General features: G+C 72.3%; 17 protein-coding genes. 11 read left to right on the top strand and 6 right to left on the bottom strand.

Going from position 1 to position 18,322, the window contains the following annotated elements:
* The first annotated feature begins 281 nt into the window (after positions 1-281).
* Together OHS71_RS11860 and OHS71_RS11855 are read left to right on the top strand one after the other, a co-directional pair.
* The gene (locus tag OHS71_RS11860; protein WP_328479356.1) at positions 282-968 is read left to right on the top strand and encodes a response regulator transcription factor; all 687 of its coding nucleotides are present in this window, start codon (positions 282-284) and stop codon (positions 966-968) included.
* Positions 969-982: 14 nt separating this feature from the next.
* Positions 983-2,392 carry a sensor histidine kinase gene (locus tag OHS71_RS11855; RefSeq protein WP_328479355.1) on the top strand — a complete coding sequence of 470 codons (1,410 nt, stop codon included), beginning with the start codon at positions 983-985 and terminating at the stop codon, positions 2,390-2,392.
* A 9-nt stretch (positions 2,393-2,401) separates the two neighbouring features.
* On the opposite strand, the gene OHS71_RS11850 is transcribed toward OHS71_RS11855, so the two are convergent.
* Positions 2,402-3,400 carry a TAXI family TRAP transporter solute-binding subunit gene (locus OHS71_RS11850; RefSeq protein ID WP_328479354.1) on the bottom strand — a complete coding sequence of 333 codons (999 nt, stop codon included), beginning with the start codon at positions 3,398-3,400 and terminating at the stop codon, positions 2,402-2,404.
* Between the two features lie 99 nt (positions 3,401-3,499).
* Here OHS71_RS11850 and OHS71_RS11845 point away from each other — a divergent pair, with 99 nt between their 5' ends.
* The gene (locus OHS71_RS11845; protein ID WP_328479353.1) at positions 3,500-3,904 is read left to right on the top strand and encodes a MazG nucleotide pyrophosphohydrolase domain-containing protein; all 405 of its coding nucleotides are present in this window, start codon (positions 3,500-3,502) and stop codon (positions 3,902-3,904) included.
* Positions 3,905-3,919: 15 nt separating this feature from the next.
* On the opposite strand, the gene OHS71_RS11840 is transcribed toward OHS71_RS11845, so the two are convergent.
* The 3 genes from OHS71_RS11840 to OHS71_RS11830 all read right to left on the bottom strand — a co-directional run bounded on the left by OHS71_RS11840 (position 3,920) and on the right by OHS71_RS11830 (position 7,478).
* Complete coding sequence (locus tag OHS71_RS11840) at positions 3,920-5,383, bottom strand: hypothetical protein (RefSeq protein ID WP_328479352.1); 1,464 nt, start codon at positions 5,381-5,383, stop codon at positions 3,920-3,922.
* Between the two features lie 345 nt (positions 5,384-5,728).
* Positions 5,729-6,988 (bottom strand): cation:proton antiporter, encoded by a 1,260-nt coding sequence (locus OHS71_RS11835; protein ID WP_328479351.1) that lies wholly within the window; start codon positions 6,986-6,988, stop codon positions 5,729-5,731.
* A 4-nt stretch (positions 6,989-6,992) separates the two neighbouring features.
* On the bottom strand, positions 6,993-7,478 hold the full coding sequence (locus OHS71_RS11830) for a cation:proton antiporter regulatory subunit (protein WP_328479350.1): 486 nt from the start codon (positions 7,476-7,478) through the stop codon (positions 6,993-6,995).
* Positions 7,479-7,810: 332 nt separating this feature from the next.
* Between OHS71_RS11830 and OHS71_RS11825 the strand changes: the two genes are divergently transcribed.
* From OHS71_RS11825 to OHS71_RS11810, 4 genes are all read left to right on the top strand, one after another.
* On the top strand, positions 7,811-8,845 hold the full coding sequence (locus OHS71_RS11825; RefSeq protein ID WP_328479349.1) for a sensor histidine kinase: 1,035 nt from the start codon (positions 7,811-7,813) through the stop codon (positions 8,843-8,845).
* Positions 8,845-9,624 carry a response regulator gene (locus OHS71_RS11820; protein ID WP_443046909.1) on the top strand — a complete coding sequence of 260 codons (780 nt, stop codon included), beginning with the start codon at positions 8,845-8,847 and terminating at the stop codon, positions 9,622-9,624. The genes OHS71_RS11825 and OHS71_RS11820 overlap by 1 nt, the downstream gene beginning before the upstream one ends.
* A 140-nt stretch (positions 9,625-9,764) precedes the next feature.
* Positions 9,765-11,294 (top strand): tRNA (N6-isopentenyl adenosine(37)-C2)-methylthiotransferase MiaB, encoded by a 1,530-nt coding sequence (gene miaB, locus OHS71_RS11815; RefSeq protein WP_328479348.1) that lies wholly within the window; start codon positions 9,765-9,767, stop codon positions 11,292-11,294.
* A 61-nt stretch (positions 11,295-11,355) separates the two neighbouring features.
* Entirely contained in the window at positions 11,356-12,072 is a 717-nt protein-coding gene (locus OHS71_RS11810; protein ID WP_328479347.1) for a class III extradiol dioxygenase subunit B-like domain-containing protein, read from the top strand.
* A 301-nt stretch (positions 12,073-12,373) separates the two neighbouring features.
* Here the strand turns inward: OHS71_RS11810 and OHS71_RS11805 are convergent, their stop codons facing one another.
* Together OHS71_RS11805 and OHS71_RS11800 are read right to left on the bottom strand one after the other, a co-directional pair.
* On the bottom strand, positions 12,374-12,643 hold the full coding sequence (locus tag OHS71_RS11805) for an antitoxin (RefSeq protein ID WP_328479346.1): 270 nt from the start codon (positions 12,641-12,643) through the stop codon (positions 12,374-12,376).
* A 24-nt stretch (positions 12,644-12,667) separates the two neighbouring features.
* A complete protein-coding gene (locus tag OHS71_RS11800; RefSeq protein ID WP_328479345.1) occupies positions 12,668-12,973 on the bottom strand; it encodes a hypothetical protein in 306 nt (101 codons plus the stop codon).
* A 182-nt stretch (positions 12,974-13,155) separates the two neighbouring features.
* Between OHS71_RS11800 and miaA the strand changes: the two genes are divergently transcribed.
* The 4 genes from miaA to OHS71_RS11780 all read left to right on the top strand — a co-directional run bounded on the left by miaA (position 13,156) and on the right by OHS71_RS11780 (position 18,143).
* Positions 13,156-14,094, top strand: a complete 939-nt coding sequence (gene miaA / locus OHS71_RS11795; RefSeq protein ID WP_328479344.1) for a tRNA (adenosine(37)-N6)-dimethylallyltransferase MiaA — start codon at positions 13,156-13,158, stop codon at positions 14,092-14,094.
* 108 nt (positions 14,095-14,202) lie between these two features.
* Positions 14,203-14,712 carry a hypothetical protein gene (locus OHS71_RS11790; protein WP_328484477.1) on the top strand — a complete coding sequence of 170 codons (510 nt, stop codon included), beginning with the start codon at positions 14,203-14,205 and terminating at the stop codon, positions 14,710-14,712.
* Between the two features lie 74 nt (positions 14,713-14,786).
* The gene (gene dapF / locus OHS71_RS11785) at positions 14,787-15,656 is read left to right on the top strand and encodes a diaminopimelate epimerase (RefSeq protein ID WP_328479343.1); all 870 of its coding nucleotides are present in this window, start codon (positions 14,787-14,789) and stop codon (positions 15,654-15,656) included.
* A gap of 300 nt (positions 15,657-15,956) precedes the next feature.
* Entirely contained in the window at positions 15,957-18,143 is a 2,187-nt protein-coding gene (locus OHS71_RS11780; RefSeq protein WP_328479342.1) for a RelA/SpoT family protein, read from the top strand.
* Positions 18,144-18,322 lie beyond the last annotated feature (179 nt).

Genomic DNA, 18,322 nt, shown 5'->3' with positions numbered 1-18,322 from the left:
GGACAGTAGTGACCTGCCGCGACCAGCGTCATTACATCTGAGGGGAATCTGAGCATCACGATCCGATAGCAATCGGACACGTGTCGTAGCACTTGTGACCTGCGGGCGTATCGGGCCCATAACGGAAGCCGGGTGCAACCGGAACCCGCTTGACGGCGTCCTCGTCCATCAGCGTGACTGCCATGATGCACACACGCGCGTGCCGCGTTCCTCCCGCGGGAGGAACAGCCGCCCGTCGCAACAGGTCGGACCGTAGGCACGATGAACCGGAGGAGGCCGGCATGAGACTGCTGCTCGTCGAGGACGACAACCACGTCGCCGCCGCGCTGTCCGCGGTGCTGAAGCGGCACGGTTTCGACGTGACCCATGCGCGCAGCGGCGAGGAGGCACTCCAGGCGCTCGTCCCGGAGGGCCCCGGATTCGGGGTCGTGCTCCTCGACCTGGGCCTGCCCGACCAGGACGGTTACGAGGTCTGCGGCAAGATCCGCAAGCGCACCGCGACACCGGTGATCATGGTGACGGCGCGATCCGACGTGCGGTCCCGTATCCACGGACTCAACCTGGGCGCCGACGACTACGTGGTCAAGCCGTACGATACGGGCGAGCTGCTCGCCCGTATCCACGCGGTCAGCCGGCGCACCGTCCACGAGGACGCGGCCGCCGACGGGGAGGACGCGGTGCGCCTGGGCTCCGTGCACATCGAGCTGCCCACCCGGCGCGTCACGGTGGACGGTTCGGTCGTCCAGCTGACCCGCAAGGAGTTCGACCTCCTGGCGCTGCTCGCCCAGCGCCCCGGTGTGGTCTTCCGCCGGGAACAGATCATCAGCGAGGTGTGGCGCACCAGCTGGGAGGGGACCGGACGGACCCTGGAGGTGCATGTGGCCTCGCTGCGCGCCAAGCTGCGCATGCCCGCGCTGATCGAGACGGTACGCGGGGTCGGCTACCGGCTCGTCGCCCCGGCCGCGTAGCGGGGGCCGCGGCTTTGCGTACCCGTCTCCTGCCGCTGCTCATCGTCCTGATGGCGGCCGTGCTGCTGGCCCTCGGGGTGCCGCTGGCCGTCAGCGTGGCGGGCGCCCAGCAGCAGAAGGTGGTCGTCGACCGCATCGACGACACCGCGCGGTTCGCGGCGCTCGCCCAGTTCGTCACCGTCCCGTCCGGCCCCGGGGAGCCCGCGTCGGCGTCCACGAACGAGCGACGCGAGACGCTCGGCCGCGAGCTCGACAGCTACTACGACGTCTACGGCATCCGCGCCGGTGTCTTCTACGGCACCGACACCCCCATGGCTCATGCCCCGCGGGACTGGTACCTCCCCGAATCGGGTGAGGTGCGGGAGGCCTTCGAGGAAGCCAAGCTCAGCCGGCGCAGCCACGACCCCCGGCAGGTGTGGCCGTGGCAGCGCAACCGGCTCGTCGTGGCGTCGCCGGTCATCCGGGACGGTGACGTCGTCGCCGTCGTAGTCACGGACTCGCCCACCGGTCCGATGCGGTCGCGGATCCTGCACGGCTGGCTGGTCGTCGGCGCCGGCGAGGTCGCCGCGATGCTGCTGGCCATCGGCGCCGCCCTGCGACTGACCGGCTGGGTGCTGCGGCCCGTGCGCGTCCTGGACGCCACCACCCACGAGATCGCGAGCGGCCGTCTGAAGTCCCGGGTCGCGGTGGCCGGCGGACCGCCGGAACTGCGGAGGCTGGCCGGAGCGTTCAACGAGATGGCGGACAACGTCGAGGACGTGCTGGAGCAGCAGCGCGCCTTCGTCGCCGACGCCTCGCACCAACTGCGCAACCCTCTCGCCGCACTGCTGCTGCGCATCGAACTGCTCGCCTACGAACTCCCGGAGGACAACGAGGAGATCGTCTCCGTACGGAACGAGGGCAAGCGCCTGGCCCAGGTCCTGGACGACCTGCTCGACCTGGCGCTCGCCGAGCACGCCGAGGCCGACCTGCGGGTGACCGACATCGGCGCGCTGGCGGCCGAGCGGGTCGCCGCCTGGGCTCCGACCGCCGCCGCCAAGGGCGTCCGTCTGGTGGGCGACTGCCCGCCCACCACGGCGTGGGCCGACCCGGTGACGCTGTCCAGCGCCCTGGACGCCGTGATCGACAACGCGGTGAAGTTCACCCCGGAGGGTGAGAGCGTCGAGGTCACGGTCGCGGCCGACGGCGAGACCTCGACCGTCGTCGTCACCGACAACGGGCCGGGGCTGACCGACGAGGAACTCAGCCGGGTGGGCGACCGCTTCTGGCGCAGCGGCCGCCATCAGAACATCAAGGGCTCGGGTCTGGGCCTGTCCATCTCCCGGGCTCTGCTCGCGGCGGGCGGCGGCTCGCTCTCGTACGACCGTCACGAGGCCGGGGGGCTCAGGGCGACGGTGTCGGTGCCGCGGTCGCCGGGGTCCTAGCCGGCGTTCCTACGGCTTGACGGAGCGGTAGTAGCGCCGGGCGCCCTCGTGCAGCTTCAGCGGGTCGGTGTAGATGGCCGTGCGAAGGTCGACCAGTTGCGCCGAGTGCACATGCGCGCCGATGCCGTCCCGGCTCTTGATCACGGTCCGGGTCAGCCACTCGGTGAGCCGGGGGGCCATGTCCGTACGGGTCACCAGCAGGTTGGACACCGCGATCGTCGCCACGGTCGAGCCGTTCTGGATGGTGGGGTAGGCCGACTCGGGCATGTTCGCGGCCCGGTAGAACCCGGTGGAGTCGTCCTGGTCGTGCATCTTGGCGACGAGTTCGGGGCTGATCGGCACGAACCGGAAGGTGAAGGAGTCGGCCAGGGTCTCCAGTCCCGCCGTGGGCACCCCGCCGGACCAGAAGAACGCGTCGATCTCGCCCCGCTTCAGTTTCGCGGGGCCGGTGTCGATGCCCTCCGATTCCGCCTTGATGTCCTTCGTCGGGTCCAGGCCCGCCGCCCTGAGCACCCGCTCGGCGATCAGCCGCACACCGGAGCGGGGCAGACCCGTCGCCACGGTCCTGCCACGGAGGTCCGCGATGGAGCGGATGTCCGAGTCGCGGGGCACCACGAGCTGGACGTAGTCGTCGTACAGCCGGGCCACCCCGCGCAGCCGGGAGGCCGCGCCGCGGTGCTGCGATTCGTACGTCTGCACGGCGTCGGCCGCGGCGATGGTGAAGTCGGCCTCGCCCGCCGCCACGCGCTCGACGTTCTCCGGCGACCCGTTGCTGGTCGTCAGGTTCACGTCCAGGTCGGGCATGTCCTTGGCGAGCGCGTCGCGCAGCTGGCTGCCGTACTCGTAGTAGACCCCGCTCGTCGTGCCCGTGCTGAAGGTGATCGACCCGCTGGGCGGGTCCTCGCCCAGCGGCCGCAGCCACCACAGCAGCAGCCCGGTCACGACGACGGCGACGGCCGTGCCCTGGAGGGCGCGGCGCCTGCCGATACGGGAGAGCAACTGCGACATGGACGCGATCCTGCCAGCCGGGACGCCGTGCTGACCAGGGCGGGGCTCACGGGGCCGGTCCGGGGCCGCGGTGTCGGTGGCCGTCGTTACAGTCGGTGCATGAGTTCCTCGCCCGCCGAGCTGGTCCGTGAGTTCCACCGCGCCTTCGGGCTCGACGTCCGCAGTACGCCGACCGAGGTGTCGCCCCGTCTGGCCGCGCACCGCGGGGAGCTCCTCGCCGAGGAGGCCGCGGAGGTCGCCGAGGTGTCGGTGAGCGGCCCGCTGGACCGGCTCGCGCACGAGCTGGCCGATGTCGTCTACGTGGCCTACGGCACGGCTCTGGTGCACGGGGTGGACCTCGACGCGGTGCTCGCCGAGATCCACCGGTCCAACATGACCAAGCTGGGCCCCGGCGGCCAGGTCGCCCGCCGTGCCGACGGCAAGGTCCTCAAGGGCGAGCACTACGAGGCGCCGGACGTGTCCGCGGTGCTGCGCCGCCAGGGATGGACCGCCGACGGCGCCTGAGGCCGGGGCGGCCGGTTACGAGGTGCCGCCGCCCGCCAGCTTCCACTCGCGGTGCAGCGCGCCCAGCGGGATGTCCCGCTGGAACACGGGCGTGCCGAAGACCGACAGCTGGAGCCGCAGTGCGCCGCTCAGGTCGACACCGCCGTACACGGCCCAGGAACCGTCGGCGCCGAACACCGTGTCGGTGCCGGTGACCTTGCCTGCGCCTTCGCCGCGGACGTAGGGCGCCAGGTCGGCGACGACGCCGACGGTGCCGTACAGGCCGACCGTCGCCTGGGCGCCGAGTGCCGCCTGGACGCTGCCCGCGGTGGTGACGGAGGTGCGCACCGGGGTGCTTTTCATGTCCGCGGAGCTGACGGGGGTCCAGCCCCGGCCCGTGCCGAAGGTGCCGCCCGCCGTGAAGTCGCCCTTGACGTTCTGCTCCACGTCGACGGTGATCCTGCCGTCACCGCTGATCTGGATGTAGCAGGTCAGGTCCAGGTTGACCACGACGGGCACCGGGCCGACCTGGAGGACCGGGTCGGCGTGCAGGGTGGCGAAGGGGATCCGTACCGGGGTGGCGGAGGCGCCCGCGCGGCCCTTGAGCGACCAGCCGGAGGTCCAGTCGCCGGACACTCCCAGGTATGCCGAGGCCGGTGCGGCGCCGGCGCCCTCGCCCCCGTATCGGAAGTCCACCTGCGGAGCTACCTGCACGAAGCCGGAGACGGAGGCGGAGGCGGCCGCCGACCCGGAGGCGTTCTTGACGGTCGGCAGGTCGGCTCGCACATCGAGGCGCAGGCTGCCGAGCGGAACGGTCGCTCCTTCCGGGCCCACGTGCGTATCGGTCGTCTTCGACCAGGAGACGTCGACGTGGGGCAGCAGTTTGTCGATGTCGAACGCGGCCGGGTCGACCGGCACGCTGCCCTTCGCGGTGTCGTCCCCGAGGAGGTCGTTGAGCCGGGCCGGCGCGGTCTGCACCTCGGTGCCCTCGGCGGTCTCGCCGATCACCTTCGTGACCTCGGCGAGCAGCCCGTCAGGCGCACCGGGCGCGGGGGCGCTGGCGATGACGTCGCCGACGGCGGTCCGGTGCGGCGCCCGCGACGCGCTCGGCGCGGGCGGGGCCGAGTCGGAGCCCGACGAGGAGGGTGTGGAGGACGGGGAGTCGGAACCCGTTCCGCCCGTGTCGTCGCTGGAGTCGTCGGAGCCATGAGAGCCGTCGGACGGAACGCCGGCTGAGATGACGGCCCGTCGGGTCCGGCTGTCGTACGAGCTGACGCTGAGCTTCGTCCGATGGGCCTTCCCGTCGGAGGCGCCGGCACGGGCGGCGGCGGTCGCGGTGCTGCCCGGGGGAGCGGCGGCCACGGTCAGCGTGCGGTCGGCCGCGGAGGTGGCGGTTTCCGCACCCGCCTTGGTGCCGGCGGCGGAAGAGGGCTCCGCCTGTGAGGAGGGGGAGGAACAGCCCGCGGCGAGGAGGAGGGCGGATGCGGCTAAGGCGGGCATGAGGGCACGGAGGTGCCTCGTGCGTCTGCGCAAGGTCAGTCCTGGAGGTGGGGGTGGGAGGAGGGGGGCCGGCCTGACGGTTGATTCCTACTGGCCGGTAACAAGCCATGAGCATGCCATGACTGTCGCGTCAGTACTCCAGGAACCCGGCACCCTGCGGTGTGACGTACGCCACCGGAAAGGCACCGAATCGACCGCCGAGCCTTACCGCCCAGGCCCCCTCGTGCACCGGCCCCGCCCTCGACGGACATGGCCGTACCCGCCGCCCTCCGCACCGGTGGTGCCATGAGCGTTCCGGCGCCGGGTCCGCAGGGGCCGCGCGTACGAACAGACCCCCGCCGCTGCTCAGTCGCGCACCGGTGCCGGCGGCCTGGCCTCGGACTGCTGTTCCGCCGGGCCGGGGGCTCCCGTCACTCCGGAGGCGTCGGCCGTGCCGGGTTCCTGGGGCGTCCTGCGCCGCGCCCACCAAGTCGCCACCGGCTCCGTGTAGCGGGCGGTGAGCGGGCCCAGGACGACCAGGATCAGGACGTACGCGGTGGCCAGCGGTCCGAGCGACGGCTCGATCCCGGCGGTGACCGCCAGTCCCGCAATGACGATCGAGAACTCCCCGCGGGCCACCAGCGCACCGCCCGCGCGCCAGCGCCCCTTGAGCGAGATCCCGGCCCGCCGGGCCGCCCAGTAGCCGGTGGCGATCTTCGTCGCCGCGGTGACGACCGCCAGCGCGAGGGCGGGCAGCAGGACCGGAGGGATGCTCGCCGGGTCCGTGTGAAGGCCGAAGAAGACGAAGAAGACAGCGGCGAAGAGGTCCCGCAGCGGACTCAGCAGGGTGTGCGCGCCCTCGGCGACCTCACCCGACAGCGCGATGCCCACGAGGAACGCACCCACTGCCGCCGACACCTGGAGCTGCTGTGCCACACCGGCGACCAGGATCGTCAGCCCCAGCACGACCAGGAGCAGCTTCTCCGGGTCGTCGCTCGACACGAACCGGGAGATGACGCGGCCGTAGCGCACCGCCGCGAACAGGACGAGCCCCGCAACACCCAGCGCGATCGCCAGCGTCACACTGCCGGCGGCCAGCCCGACCCCGGCCACCAGGGCGGTCACGATGGGCAGGTAGACCGCCATGGCCAGGTCCTCGAGGACCAGCACGCTGAGGATCACCGGGGTCTCCCGGTTGCCGACCCGGCCAAGATCGCCCAGCACCTTGGCGATCACCCCGGACGACGAGATCCAGGTGACGCCCGCCAGCACCACGGCCGCCACCGGCCCCCAGCCCAGCAACAGCGCGGCGGCCGCGCCCGGCAGGGCGTTGAGGGCGCAGTCGACGAGACCGGCCGGGTAGTGGGCCTTGAGGTTGGAGACCAGATCGCTCGCCGTGTACTCCAGGCCGAGCATCAGCAGCAACAGGATGACGCCGATCTCGGCGCCGGTGGCCACGAACTCCTCGCTCGCGCCGAGCGGCAGCAACCCGCCCTCGCCGAAGGCCAGACCGGACAGCAGATAGAGCGGGATCGGCGAGAACCGGAAACGGGCGGCGAACCGGCCGAGCAGGCCGAGACCCAGGATGATGGAACCGAACTCGATCAGCAGGACTGCGGAGTGCACTCGATCACTCCCGCCCGAGTATGGCCGCGGCCGCGTCCACACCCTCGCGGGTGCCGATGACGATGAGGGTGTCGCCGCCCGCGAGACGGAAGTCCGGCGCCGGGGACGGGATCGCCTCGGCCCGCCGCAGCACAGCGACGATCGATGAGCCGGTCTCCGTGCGCATCCGGGTGTCGCCCAGCAGCCGACCGTTCCAGCGCGAGGTGGCCGCCACCTCGACGCGCTCGGCCACCAGCCCCAGGTCCGTGGTGTAGAGCAGGCTCGCGCTGTGATGGGAGGGCATCAGCGCGTCGATCAGCGAGCCCGCCTCGGCGCCGGTCAGCCGCAGCGACTGGGCGCAGGAGTCGGGGTCGTCGGCCCGGTACAGATTGACCGTACGGGCGCCGTCGCGGTGGGCGACCACGGACAGATGGCGCTGCTCCCGCGTCACGAGGTCGTACTGGACTCCGATACCTGGCAGCGGTGTTGTCCGGAGGCGTGGAGCAGGCACGTTTCTTCCCCTTGCTGGTCGTCGCCGGCCGTTCGCCGGTCGTCCACGTGACGTCTGGAACGGCCGTCCCCAAGACGTCTGGGACGGTCGTTCCTGTGGCGTCTGGAACGAGTGCCCAAAGCCGCCATGCTGCCATCCACCCGTACGGTGAAGACATGGGTGTCGTGACGGATGGACGGGCCCGGCGGTGGGCGGAGAGGCTGGTCACGGCAGTGTCATGGACAAGCGGCCGCGCATCACGAGCCACGCGCGCAACATCAGCCGGACCGAGCGGACGGGACACGCGAACCAGACCGGCCGGGCGAGAACGGCGAGGGGGAGGAGTCACGCACATGTCGTTGTTCTGGCGGATCTTCGTCCTCGACGCCATCGGTCTGGTCGTGGCGGCCGCACTGCTGCTGGGCCCGGTCACCGTCTCCACGCCCATACTGCCCGGCGAGGCGCTCGTCGTGGTGGCGGGCCTTGCCGCGCTGCTGGCCGTCAACGCGGCCGTTCTGCGGGTGGGACTGGCACCGCTGGGGCGGCTGGGACGGGCCATGGCCGAAGCCGACCTGCTGCACCCCGGAGCCCGTGCCGTGGTCTCGGGACCGGTCGAGACGGCCGAACTGATCACGACGTACAACGCCATGCTGGACCGGCTGGAGGCCGAGCGGGCGGCCAGTGCGGCCGGAGCGCTGTCCGCCCAGGAACGCGAGCGCCACCGCATCGCCCGTGAACTCCATGACGAGGTCGGCCAGACCCTCACCGCCGTGCTGCTCCAGCTCAAGGGCGTCGCCGACCGGGCTCCGCAGGACCTGTGCGAGGAACTGGGCCAGGCGCAGGAGGCCACCCGGGCCGGCCTCGACGAGATCCGCCGAATCGCCCGGCGGCTGCGCCCCGGCGTCCTCGACGAGCTCGGACTGCTCAGCGCGCTGCGCTCCCTCGCGGCCGAGTTCACCACCCATGGGCTGACGGTCCGCCCCGACCTCCGCACCGGCCTGCCCCCGCTGACCGAGGAGACGGAACTCGTGCTCTACCGCGTGGCCCAGGAAGCCCTCACCAACACCGCCCGGCACGCGGGCGCCGACCGTGCCGAACTCAGCCTGCGCCCGGTCGCCCACGGCGTCGAGCTCCTCGTGCGGGACAACGGCGGCGGCCTGGGCCCGGCCGCCGGGGAGGGCGCAGGCATCCGGGGGATGAGGGAGCGGGCCCTGCTGATCGGCGCGACCCTCACGGTGTCGTCGGGGGCGGACGGCGAAGGCGGTCACGGGACGGACGTACGCCTGCGGGCCGCCGCCGACGCCGACAAAGGCGCTGTTGCCGCCGCCGCTGCCGCCGCTGCGGGCGTCGGCCCGGCGGGCGTCGCGGCTCCGCTCGGAGGCCGGTGATGGCGGACGACGCGGCACCGGGCGCACCACGCACGCCAGGCACGCCAGCCACGCGAGGCACGCCAGCCACACCACGCACGCCAGGCACGACAGCCACATCGGCCTCACCGGCGTCGGCGTCCTCGCCGACCCGCGTCCTGCTCGCCGACGACCACACTCTCGTCCGCCGGGGAGTGCGGCTCATCCTGGACGGCGAGCCCGACCTGACGGTGGTCGCCGAGGCCGGGGACGGGGCCGAGGCGGTGGAGCGCGCCCGGGCCGGAGACATAGACCTGGCCGTCCTCGATGTGGCCATGCCCAGAATGACCGGGCTTCAGGCGGCCCGTGAACTGTCCCGCCGCCTTCCGGCCCTGCGCATTCTCATCCTGACGATGTACGACAACGAGCAGTACTTCTTCGAGGCCCTCAAGGCGGGGGCCGGCGGCTATGTCCTGAAGTCGGTCGCCGACCGCGACCTGGTCGAGGCGTGCCGGGCCGTGGTGCGGGACGAGCCGTTCATCTACCCCGGAGCGGAGCGGGCCCTCGTCCGCTCCTACCTGGACCGGCTGCACCGGGGTATGGACGTCGGCGGCCTGCCGGAGCGCCCCATCACCGAGCGCGAGGAGGAGATCCTCAAGCTCGTGGCCGAGGGGCACACCTCCCGGGAGATCGGCGCACTGCTGTTCATCAGCTCCAAGACAGTGGAACGGCACCGCGCCAACCTCCTTCAGAAGCTGGGCATGCGTGACCGTCTGGAGCTCACCCGCTACGCGATCCGCGCCGGCCTCATCGACCCCTGACGCCCGGCTCGGGAGGCAGGGTGCCGCGGACCCGGCCCTCGACCGGCCGAACACGCCGGCGACCGGGCCGCGCCGGCCGCGGAGTGGCGGCCGTGCACAGGGCAGACGGGCGCTCTCCGGGGAGCGCCTACCCTTGAGCCATGACCAGCAGCAGCGACCGGAGCCTCGCAGTGGACGTTCAAGCACCCAAGAGCTACGAGATCCGCACCTATGGGTGCCAGATGAACGTCCATGACTCCGAGCGATTGTCCGGGCTGCTCGAAGAGGCCGGGTACGTGCGCGCACCCGAGGGGTCGGACGGCGACGCGGACGTCGTCGTGTTCAACACCTGCGCGGTCCGTGAGAACGCCGACAACCGGCTCTACGGCAACCTCGGCCGGCTCGCGCCGCGGAAGGCGAGCCGGCCCGGGATGCAGATCGCGGTGGGCGGCTGTCTTGCACAGAAGGACCGCGACACCATCGTGAAGAAGGCGCCCTGGGTGGACGTCGTCTTCGGTACGCACAACATCGGCAAGCTCCCGGTCCTGCTGGAACGCGCGCGTGTGCAGGAAGAGGCCCAGGTCGAGATCGCCGAGTCGCTCGAGGCCTTCCCCTCCACCCTGCCGACGCGGCGCGAGAGCGCCTACGCGGCGTGGGTGTCGATCTCCGTCGGCTGTAACAACACCTGCACCTTCTGCATCGTCCCGGCCCTGCGTGGCAAGGAGAAGGACCGCCGCACCGGCGACATCCTCGCCGAGATCGAGGCGCTGGTCGCCGAGGGCGTCTCCGAGATCACCCTGCTCGGCCAGAACGTCAACGCCTACGGCTCCGACATCGGCGACCGTGAGGCCTTCAGCAAGCTGCTCCGCGCGTGCGGCGCGATCGAGGGCCTGGAGCGCGTCCGCTTCACCTCCCCGCACCCGCGCGACTTCACCGACGACGTCATCGCCGCCATGGCCGAGACGCCCAACGTGATGCCGCAGCTGCACATGCCCCTCCAGTCCGGCTCGGACACCGTCCTGAAGGCGATGCGCCGGTCGTACCGGCAGGAGCGTTACCTCGGGATCATCGAGAAGGTCCGTGCCGCCATCCCGCACGCGGCGATCACCACCGACATCATCGTCGGCTTCCCCGGCGAGACCGAGGAGGACTTCGAGCAGACCCTGCACGCGGTCGCCGAGGCCCGGTTCGCGCAGGCGTTCACCTTCCAGTACTCCAAGCGCCCCGGAACCCCGGCCGCGACCATGGAGAACCAGATCCCCAAGGAGGTCGTGCAGGCGCGCTACGAGCGTCTCGTCGCCCTCCAGGAGGAGATCTCCTGGGCGGAGAACAAGAAGCAGGTCGGCCGCACCCTGGAGCTGATGGTGGCCGAGGGCGAGGGCCGCAAGGACGGCGCCACCCACCGGCTCTCCGGCCGCGCCCCCGACAACCGGCTGGTCCACTTCACCAAGCCGGAGCAGGAGGTGCGCCCCGGCGACGTCGTGACCGTCGAGGTGACGTACGCGGCGCCGCACCATCTGCTGGCCGAGGGACCCGTGCAGGACGTGCGCCGCACACGCGCGGGCGACGCCTGGGAGAAGCGCACCGCCGAGAAGGCCGCCAAGCCGGCCGGCGTCCTGCTCGGACTGCCCAGGATCGGGGTGCCCGCGCCGCTCCCGGTGGCCACGGGCAGCGGCTGCGGCTGCGACTGACGGCCGACGCCCTACCCGGTCGGCCGCCCGGCGGACGTCGTACGGGGTTACCCTGCCGATCATGCTTGTCGCCGCAGCAGTCTGCCCCTGTCCGCCCCTGCTGGTGCCCGAGGTCGCCGCGGGCGCCGCTCCCGAGCTGGACGGCGCGCGTGCCGCCTGCTCGGACGCGCTGGCCGTGCTGGCGGCCGCCCGGCCGGACCGGCTCGTGGTCGTGGGACCGGCCGAGCAGGCCGGGCGCGGCCCGCATCCGGAGGGCGGCCGGGGTTCGTTCCGGGGGTTCGGCGTGGATCTCGCCGTGCGGCTGGGGCGCGGCGGCACGGACACGCCGTCCGCACGCGACCTGCCGCCGTCCCTCGCCGTCGCCGCCTGGCTGCTGGAGCGGACCGGGTGGTCGGCCGCCCCGGTCGAGGGGCTCGGCGTGGGCGAACCGCTCGCGGCCGATCGCTGCGTCGAAGTCGGCCGGGACATCGGCGCGGCGGCGGAGCGGGTCGCGCTGCTGGTAATGGGCGACGCCAGCGCCTGCCGGACGCTGAAGGCGCCGGGCTACCTGGACGAGCGTGCGGCGCCGTTCGACGCGGCGGTCGGGCGGGCGCTCGGCACGGCCGACATCGCCGCCCTCAAGGCGCTGGACGCCGAGCTGGCGTACGAGCTCAAGGCGTCGGGCCGGGCGCCCTGGCAGGTGCTCGCGGGGGCCGCGGAGAACGCCGGGCTGACGGGCGCGCTGCTCTACGAGGACGCGCCCTACGGCGTGGGATACGTCGTCGCGACCTGGTCCTAGGCGGCCCGAAGTCGCCCTCCTCCTCCCTTCCTTCGGTTGTCGGACGGCGCCGACGTGTCGCCCTCGACGGCTGTCGGACGGTTTCGACGTGCCGTCTGCTTCAGCTGTCGAACGGCGTCGATGTTGCCGCCCTGCGGGGCCGAGACGTTGCCGTCGTGCCGTCGTGCCGTCTTTCCGGGCGCCACGGGGTGCCCGTACGGCCCGGCGAGGAAGTCGCACCCGCCCGTGGAACGGCGGACGGCCGCGAGCGTTTCCGCTGCGCGGCCGTCCGCCGATCCGATGGGCCGGCGTGAGGAACTGCTCAGGAGGTGGGCGGGGGAGTGTTCGGCGGGGTGAAGGTGTCTCCGCCCCCGGCGGGTCCGTCCTTGTGCGCGAGCCGGTCCATGGCGCCCTTGGCCTTACCGGTTCCGGAGTGGATCCTGTCGCTGTACTTGCCCTTGGTCTTCTCGTCGACGACCCTCGCGGCCTTGTCCAGACCGTGCTGGACCTTGTCCCCGTGGTGTTGCGCGAGGCCCGACACCTTGCCCTTGGCCGGGGTGAGTCTGGCCTTCAAACTGTCCAAGAGACCCATGGGTCACCTTCCTCGAGGGTTCCTTCACGCGTGGGCGCCCTCGCCCGCTTCGCTGTCGGCCGCCTCCTCGGCGGACTGCTGCCGGGGAATCTCGACCCCGTCGGCGGCGGCGACGGCGACCGGTTCCGGCGTTCCCTTCACGGTCGTCCCCGACTCCGGCTCGACGGCTTCCTCGGTGCCGGCCGGTTCCGCCGTCGCGGGCTCCCCGACCTGCTCCGCCTCGGCGCCGTCCGCCGGTGTCCCGGCGGGTGCCTCGTCGGCACTCGTCGCCTCGGCAGCCGTTGCCTCCGTCGTCCTGGACCTCCGGAAAAGTCGCGCCAAAACGCCCATATCCACTCCATACGGTACTCGTGCGGGTGACATCCCGCGTCGGCCGGTGCGTCCGTCTGCGTCACCGGGGTCACCGCCCCCCACGAAGGGTGACGGGAATCTTCCAACGGCCAACGAGGCCGGATCGGCGTCGTCACGTAACTCGTTCGAGGGCGGCGGCCGGGGTTTGCGAGACTGGTCCCGTGAGCAGCGCACCCCCCGCCCCCCACGTCATCGCCGTCGTCGGACCGACCGCGGCCGGAAAGTCCGATCTGGGCGTCTTCCTGGCCCAGCGGCTCGGCGGCGAGGTCGTCAACGCCGACTCCATGCAGCTCTACCGAGGGATGGACATCGGCACCGCCAAGCTGACGCCCGAGGAGCGCGGTGGAGTCCCCCACCACCTTCTGGACGTCTGGGACGTCACGGAGACCGCTTCCGTCGCCGAGTACCAGCGGCTGGCCCGCGAACGGATCGACGCCCTGCTCGCCGAGGGCCGTTGGCCGGTTCTCGTCGGCGGCTCCGGGCTGTACGTCCGCGGTGCCGTCGACAACCTGGAGTTCCCCGGTACCGACCCGGAGATCCGAGCCCGACTGGAGGACGAACTCACGCTGCGCGGTCCGGGCGCGCTGCACGCCCGGCTGGCCGCCGCCGACCCCGAGGCCGCGCAGGCGATCCTGCCGAGCAACGGCCGCCGTATCGTCCGGGCCCTCGAGGTGATCGAGATCACCGGAAAGCCCTTCACCGCCAATCTGCCCGGTCACGACTCGGTCTACGACACCGTCCAGATCGGGGTCGACGTGGCGCGCCCCGAACTCGACGAGCGCATCGCCCGCCGCGTCGACCGGATGTGGGACGCGGGGCTCGTGGACGAGGTCCGCGCGCTGGAGGCGCGGGGCCTGCGCGAGGGGCGCACGGCCGCTCGCGCGCTCGGCTACCAGCAGGTCCTCGCGGCCCTGGCCGGCGAGTGCACACAGGACGAGGCGCGCGCCGAGACGGTGCGTGCCACCAAGCGCTTCGCGCGCCGCCAGGATTCGTGGTTCAGGCGCGATCCGCGGGTGCACTGGTTGAGTGGGGCCGCTGCCGACCTCACAGAACTTCCGGAGCTCGCGCTGGCATTGGTGGAGCGACCGGTCACAGCCTGATCACGTCATGGCATCGGGACGCCCAGGCCGTCATCCGGGCATCCGACGGCGTGCCATCATCGAGCTTCGATCGACCAAGTGGAGTCCGAGTTGGGAGGGCGCGTGGCGATGGAGGCCGGCCCTCGCGACACCGCAGAAGGCACCGAGCACCTCACCACCGGGCGTGGTGAACCGGAGGCCGAGGAGAGCGGTCTGAGCCCCGACGGTCCGGACGTCGACGACACCCGGGGCGGCGTGAGCGACGACGGCCCCGAGCCCGAGGAGATGTTCGCGAGCGGCCCGGAGGTCGAGGTCGAACTGCGCCCGCAGCGTCGGCTCCGGATCTGGCAGCTCGCACCCATCGTGGCGCTGGCCTCGGTCGGCTCCCTGATGTTCGCGTTCCCGCTCGCCTTCGACTTCGGGGACAGCGGCGCCATGATCGCCATGCTCGGGCTGCTGATCTGCTTCTGTGCGGCCGGGTGGGGGATGACGGCCGCGCGCCGCGTCGGTCACACCTGGCCCGGTCTGCCGCAGCGCGGCTCCGGACGCCGTCCCGACTGGCGGGTCGTTCTCGCGTACGTCGTGATGGTCGCCGCGGTGGTGGCCCTGGCCGTGTGGCGGGTCGCCCGGCTGCGCTGAGCCGCACGCGCGCGTGCTCACCGGCGACGCGGGCTCGGGGACGAGGTGTCGTACCCACCCCGTACGATCGAGGAATGAGCACGCGGATCGCCTTTCTCAAGGGGCACGGCACCGAGAACGACTTTGTGATCGTCCCGGACCCGGAGAACGCCGTCGACCTTTCCCCGGCCGCCGTCGCCGCCCTGTGCGACCGCCGCGCGGGCATCGGCGGCGACGGCCTGCTGCACGTCGTGCGGTCCGCCGCTCACCCCGAGGCGAAGGACATGGCGGCCGAGGCGGAATGGTTCATGGACTACCGCAACGGCGACGGCTCCGTCGCGGAGATGTGCGGCAACGGCGTCCGCGTCTTCGCGCGCTATCTCCAGCACGCCGGACTCGTCACCGAGGGGGACCTCGCGGTCGCCACGCGCGGGGGCGTGAAGAGGGTGCACCTCGCCAAGGAGGGTGACGTCACCGTCGGCATGGGCCGTGCCCGCCTGCCCGAAGGGGAGGTCACGGTCAGCGTCGGCGAGCGCAGCTGGCCCGCGCGCAACGTGAACATGGGCAATCCGCACGCGGTCGCCTTCGTGGCCGACCTGGCACACGCGGGCGACCTCTTCACGCCGCCGCCGGTCGGGCCCGCCTCGGCCTACCCGGACGGGGTCAACGTCGAGTTCGTCGTGGACCGGGGCCCGCGGCACGTCGCCCTGCGCGTGCACGAGCGGGGGTCGGGCGAGACCCGTTCGTGCGGCACGGGCGCGTGCGCCGTGGCCGTGGCCGCGGCGCGCCGGGACGACGCCGACCCCGCGGTGACCGGACTGCCGGCGACCTACGTCGTGGACGTGCCCGGTGGACGCCTGGTCATCACCGAGCGGCCCGACGGCGAGATCGAGATGACCGGGCCGGCAGTGATCGTCGCCACAGGTGAGATCGAATCCGAGTGGCTGGAAACAGTCGTCCGCTGATGCGCCCGGGGCTTGGCATCGGAGGCGGGAGCGGCCTGGTACTGCCAAGGAGCGCGCCTCGGGAGCCAGTCGTGGGTTCGGATGCACGATCGGCTTCGGCTCGGGCGTCTCAAAATCGTAAACCCCCGATCCTTCGCTCGAATGGGTGATCCGTTTCACGCTCGGCGAGAGGCGGTCAGTCACGCGTGATGGGCTCGGTAGCATCAAGCACCGGCCCGGACGGGGAATCGTCCGCCAGTCCCCTGAGCCGTGTCCGCCTTGGGACACCCCGTCCGCCGGTCCACGCAGCCGGAGGTGCCCATGAGTGCGGAGGCCACGAACCCCGCGACCCCAGGCCCGGTAGTGCCTTCAGCGCCCCGCAGGCGCAGTCGTCCCCGGATCGACCTGCGTCGCCTGGGCCGGGCCGCACTGCTCGGTCCGGCCTCCCGGGGCCGGCTGCCCGACGCCATCGGCCACGTGGTCGAGGCCCATCGCGCCCACCACCCCGACGCCGACCTGGAACCGCTGCACCGGGCGTATGTGCTCGCCGAGTCCTCGCACCGCGGCCAGATGCGCAAGAGCGGCGAGCCGTACATCACCCACCCGCTCGCCGTGACGCTGATCCTCGCCGAACTCGGCGCCGAGACGACGGCGTTGACCGCCTCGCTGCTGCACGACACGGTCGAGGACACCGATGTGACCCTCGACCAGGTCGGCGAGGAGTTCGGCGCCGAGGTGCGCTATCTCGTCGACGGCGTCACCAAGCTGGAGAAGGTCGACTACGGCGCGGCGGCCGAGCCCGAGACCTTCCGCAAGATGCTCGTAGCCACCGGCAACGACGTGCGCGTGATGTCGATCAAACTCGCCGACCGGCTGCACAACATGCGCACCCTCGGCGTGATGCGCCTCGAGAAACAGGAACGCATCGCCAAGGTCACGCGTGACGTCCTCATCCCGCTCGCCGAACGTCTCGGCGTCCAGGCACTCAAGACCGAACTGGAGGACCTCGTCTTCGCGATCCTCCACCCCGAGGAGTACAAGCACACCCGCGAAATGATCGTCGACAACGCCTCCCGCGCGGACGACCCCCTGGCGGAGTTCGCGGAGGCGATGCGCACGGTCCTGCGCGATGCCGACATCCAGGCCGAAGTCCTCATCCGGCCGAGGCACTTCGTGTCCGTGCACCGCGCGTCCCGCAAGCGCGGCCGGATGCGCGGCGCCGACTTCGGCCGTCTGCTGGTGCTCGTGAACGAGGACGCGGACTGCTACGCCGTCCTCGGCGAACTGCACACCTGTATGACGCCGGTCGTCTCGGAGTTCAAGGACTTCATCGCCGTCCCCAAGTTCAACCTGTACCAGTCGCTGCACACCGCCGTCGCCCGCGAGGACGGCCAGGTCGCCGAAGTCCTCATCCGCACGCACCAGATGCACAAGGTCGCCGAGGCCGGCGTCATCGCCCTCGGCAATCCCTACACAGGGCCCCCGGAGGAGCAGACACGCGGGAGAACCGCGGCCGACGAGGAGCGCGTCGACCCCACCCGGCCCGGCTGGCTCTCCCGCCTCCTGGACTGGCAGGAAGCCGCGCCGGACCCGGACACCTTCTGGTCGACCCTGCGCGAGGACCTCGCCCAGGACCGCGAGATCACCGTCTTCCGCCCCGACGGCGGCACGCTCGGCCTGCCCGACGGGGCCACCTGCGTCGACGCCGCGTACGCGCAGTACGGCGAGGACGCCCACGCCTGCATCGGCGCCCGGGTGAACGGCCGTCTTGCGACCCTCAGCACCGCCCTGCGCGACGGCGACACCGTCCAGCTCCTGATGGGACAGGATCCCGCCTCGGAGCCCTCCAGGGAGTGGCTGGAGCACGCCCACACGCCCGCAGCCCGCATCGCGATCCAGCGGTGGCTGGCGACGCACCCCGCCCCGGCCGAGCACGAGGGACCCGGCCCTGCGGAGGACCCCGGCGCGGCCAAGGCCGCCGAGGAGACCGCACGGTCCGCAGCCGAGCCGTCCACGACGGGCGCGCCCGGCCCGCGGCCCGGCGCCGCGATCACCGTCGCCGACCGGCCCGACGCGAGCGTCCGCCTCGCCGGGTGCTGCACGCCCGTGCCCCTCGACGAGGTCACCGGCTTCGCGGTACGCGGGGGAGTGGTGACCGTTCACCGCGTCGAGTGCGCCGCCGTGGAACGCATGGCGAACGCCGGGCGCGAGGAGGTCGACGTGCGCTGGGGCGACACCACGGGATGCCGGGTCACCCTGGTCGCCGAATCGTTCGGCCGCCCCCACCTGCTCGCCGACCTCACTGAGGCGATGGCACTGGAAGGCGCTGAGATCGTCTCCGCGACGGTCGAGCCACCGACCCAGCAGCGGGTACGCCACACCTACACCGTGCAGCTCCCGGACGCCGGCCACCTGCCCACCCTCATGCGCGCCATGCGGAACGTACCGGGGGTCTACGACGTCGGACGCGCGCAGCATCACGCCCCGGCCTCCCCGAAGCCGGCGTGACCGCCGCCCACGCACGCGGGGCGAGCCGCGCCGGTGACCACGAGCAGGTGACCACGAGCGGGTGACCACACGCGCGTGGACGCCGGGGCCGCCGCCGTGCTCCCGGGCGTCACCCACACGCGCGTGCGCAACCCGTTCGGGTGGGCCGGTCGCGCGTCGCCGACGCGGCAGAGGGGCGC

Source organism: Streptomyces sp. NBC_00377 (genome assembly GCF_036075115.1).
In the GTDB taxonomy this organism is placed as follows: domain Bacteria; phylum Actinomycetota; class Actinomycetes; order Streptomycetales; family Streptomycetaceae; genus Streptomyces.
The sequence above is the reverse complement of the archived record's forward strand: the minus strand, read 5'-3'. Positions and strand labels throughout refer to the sequence as shown.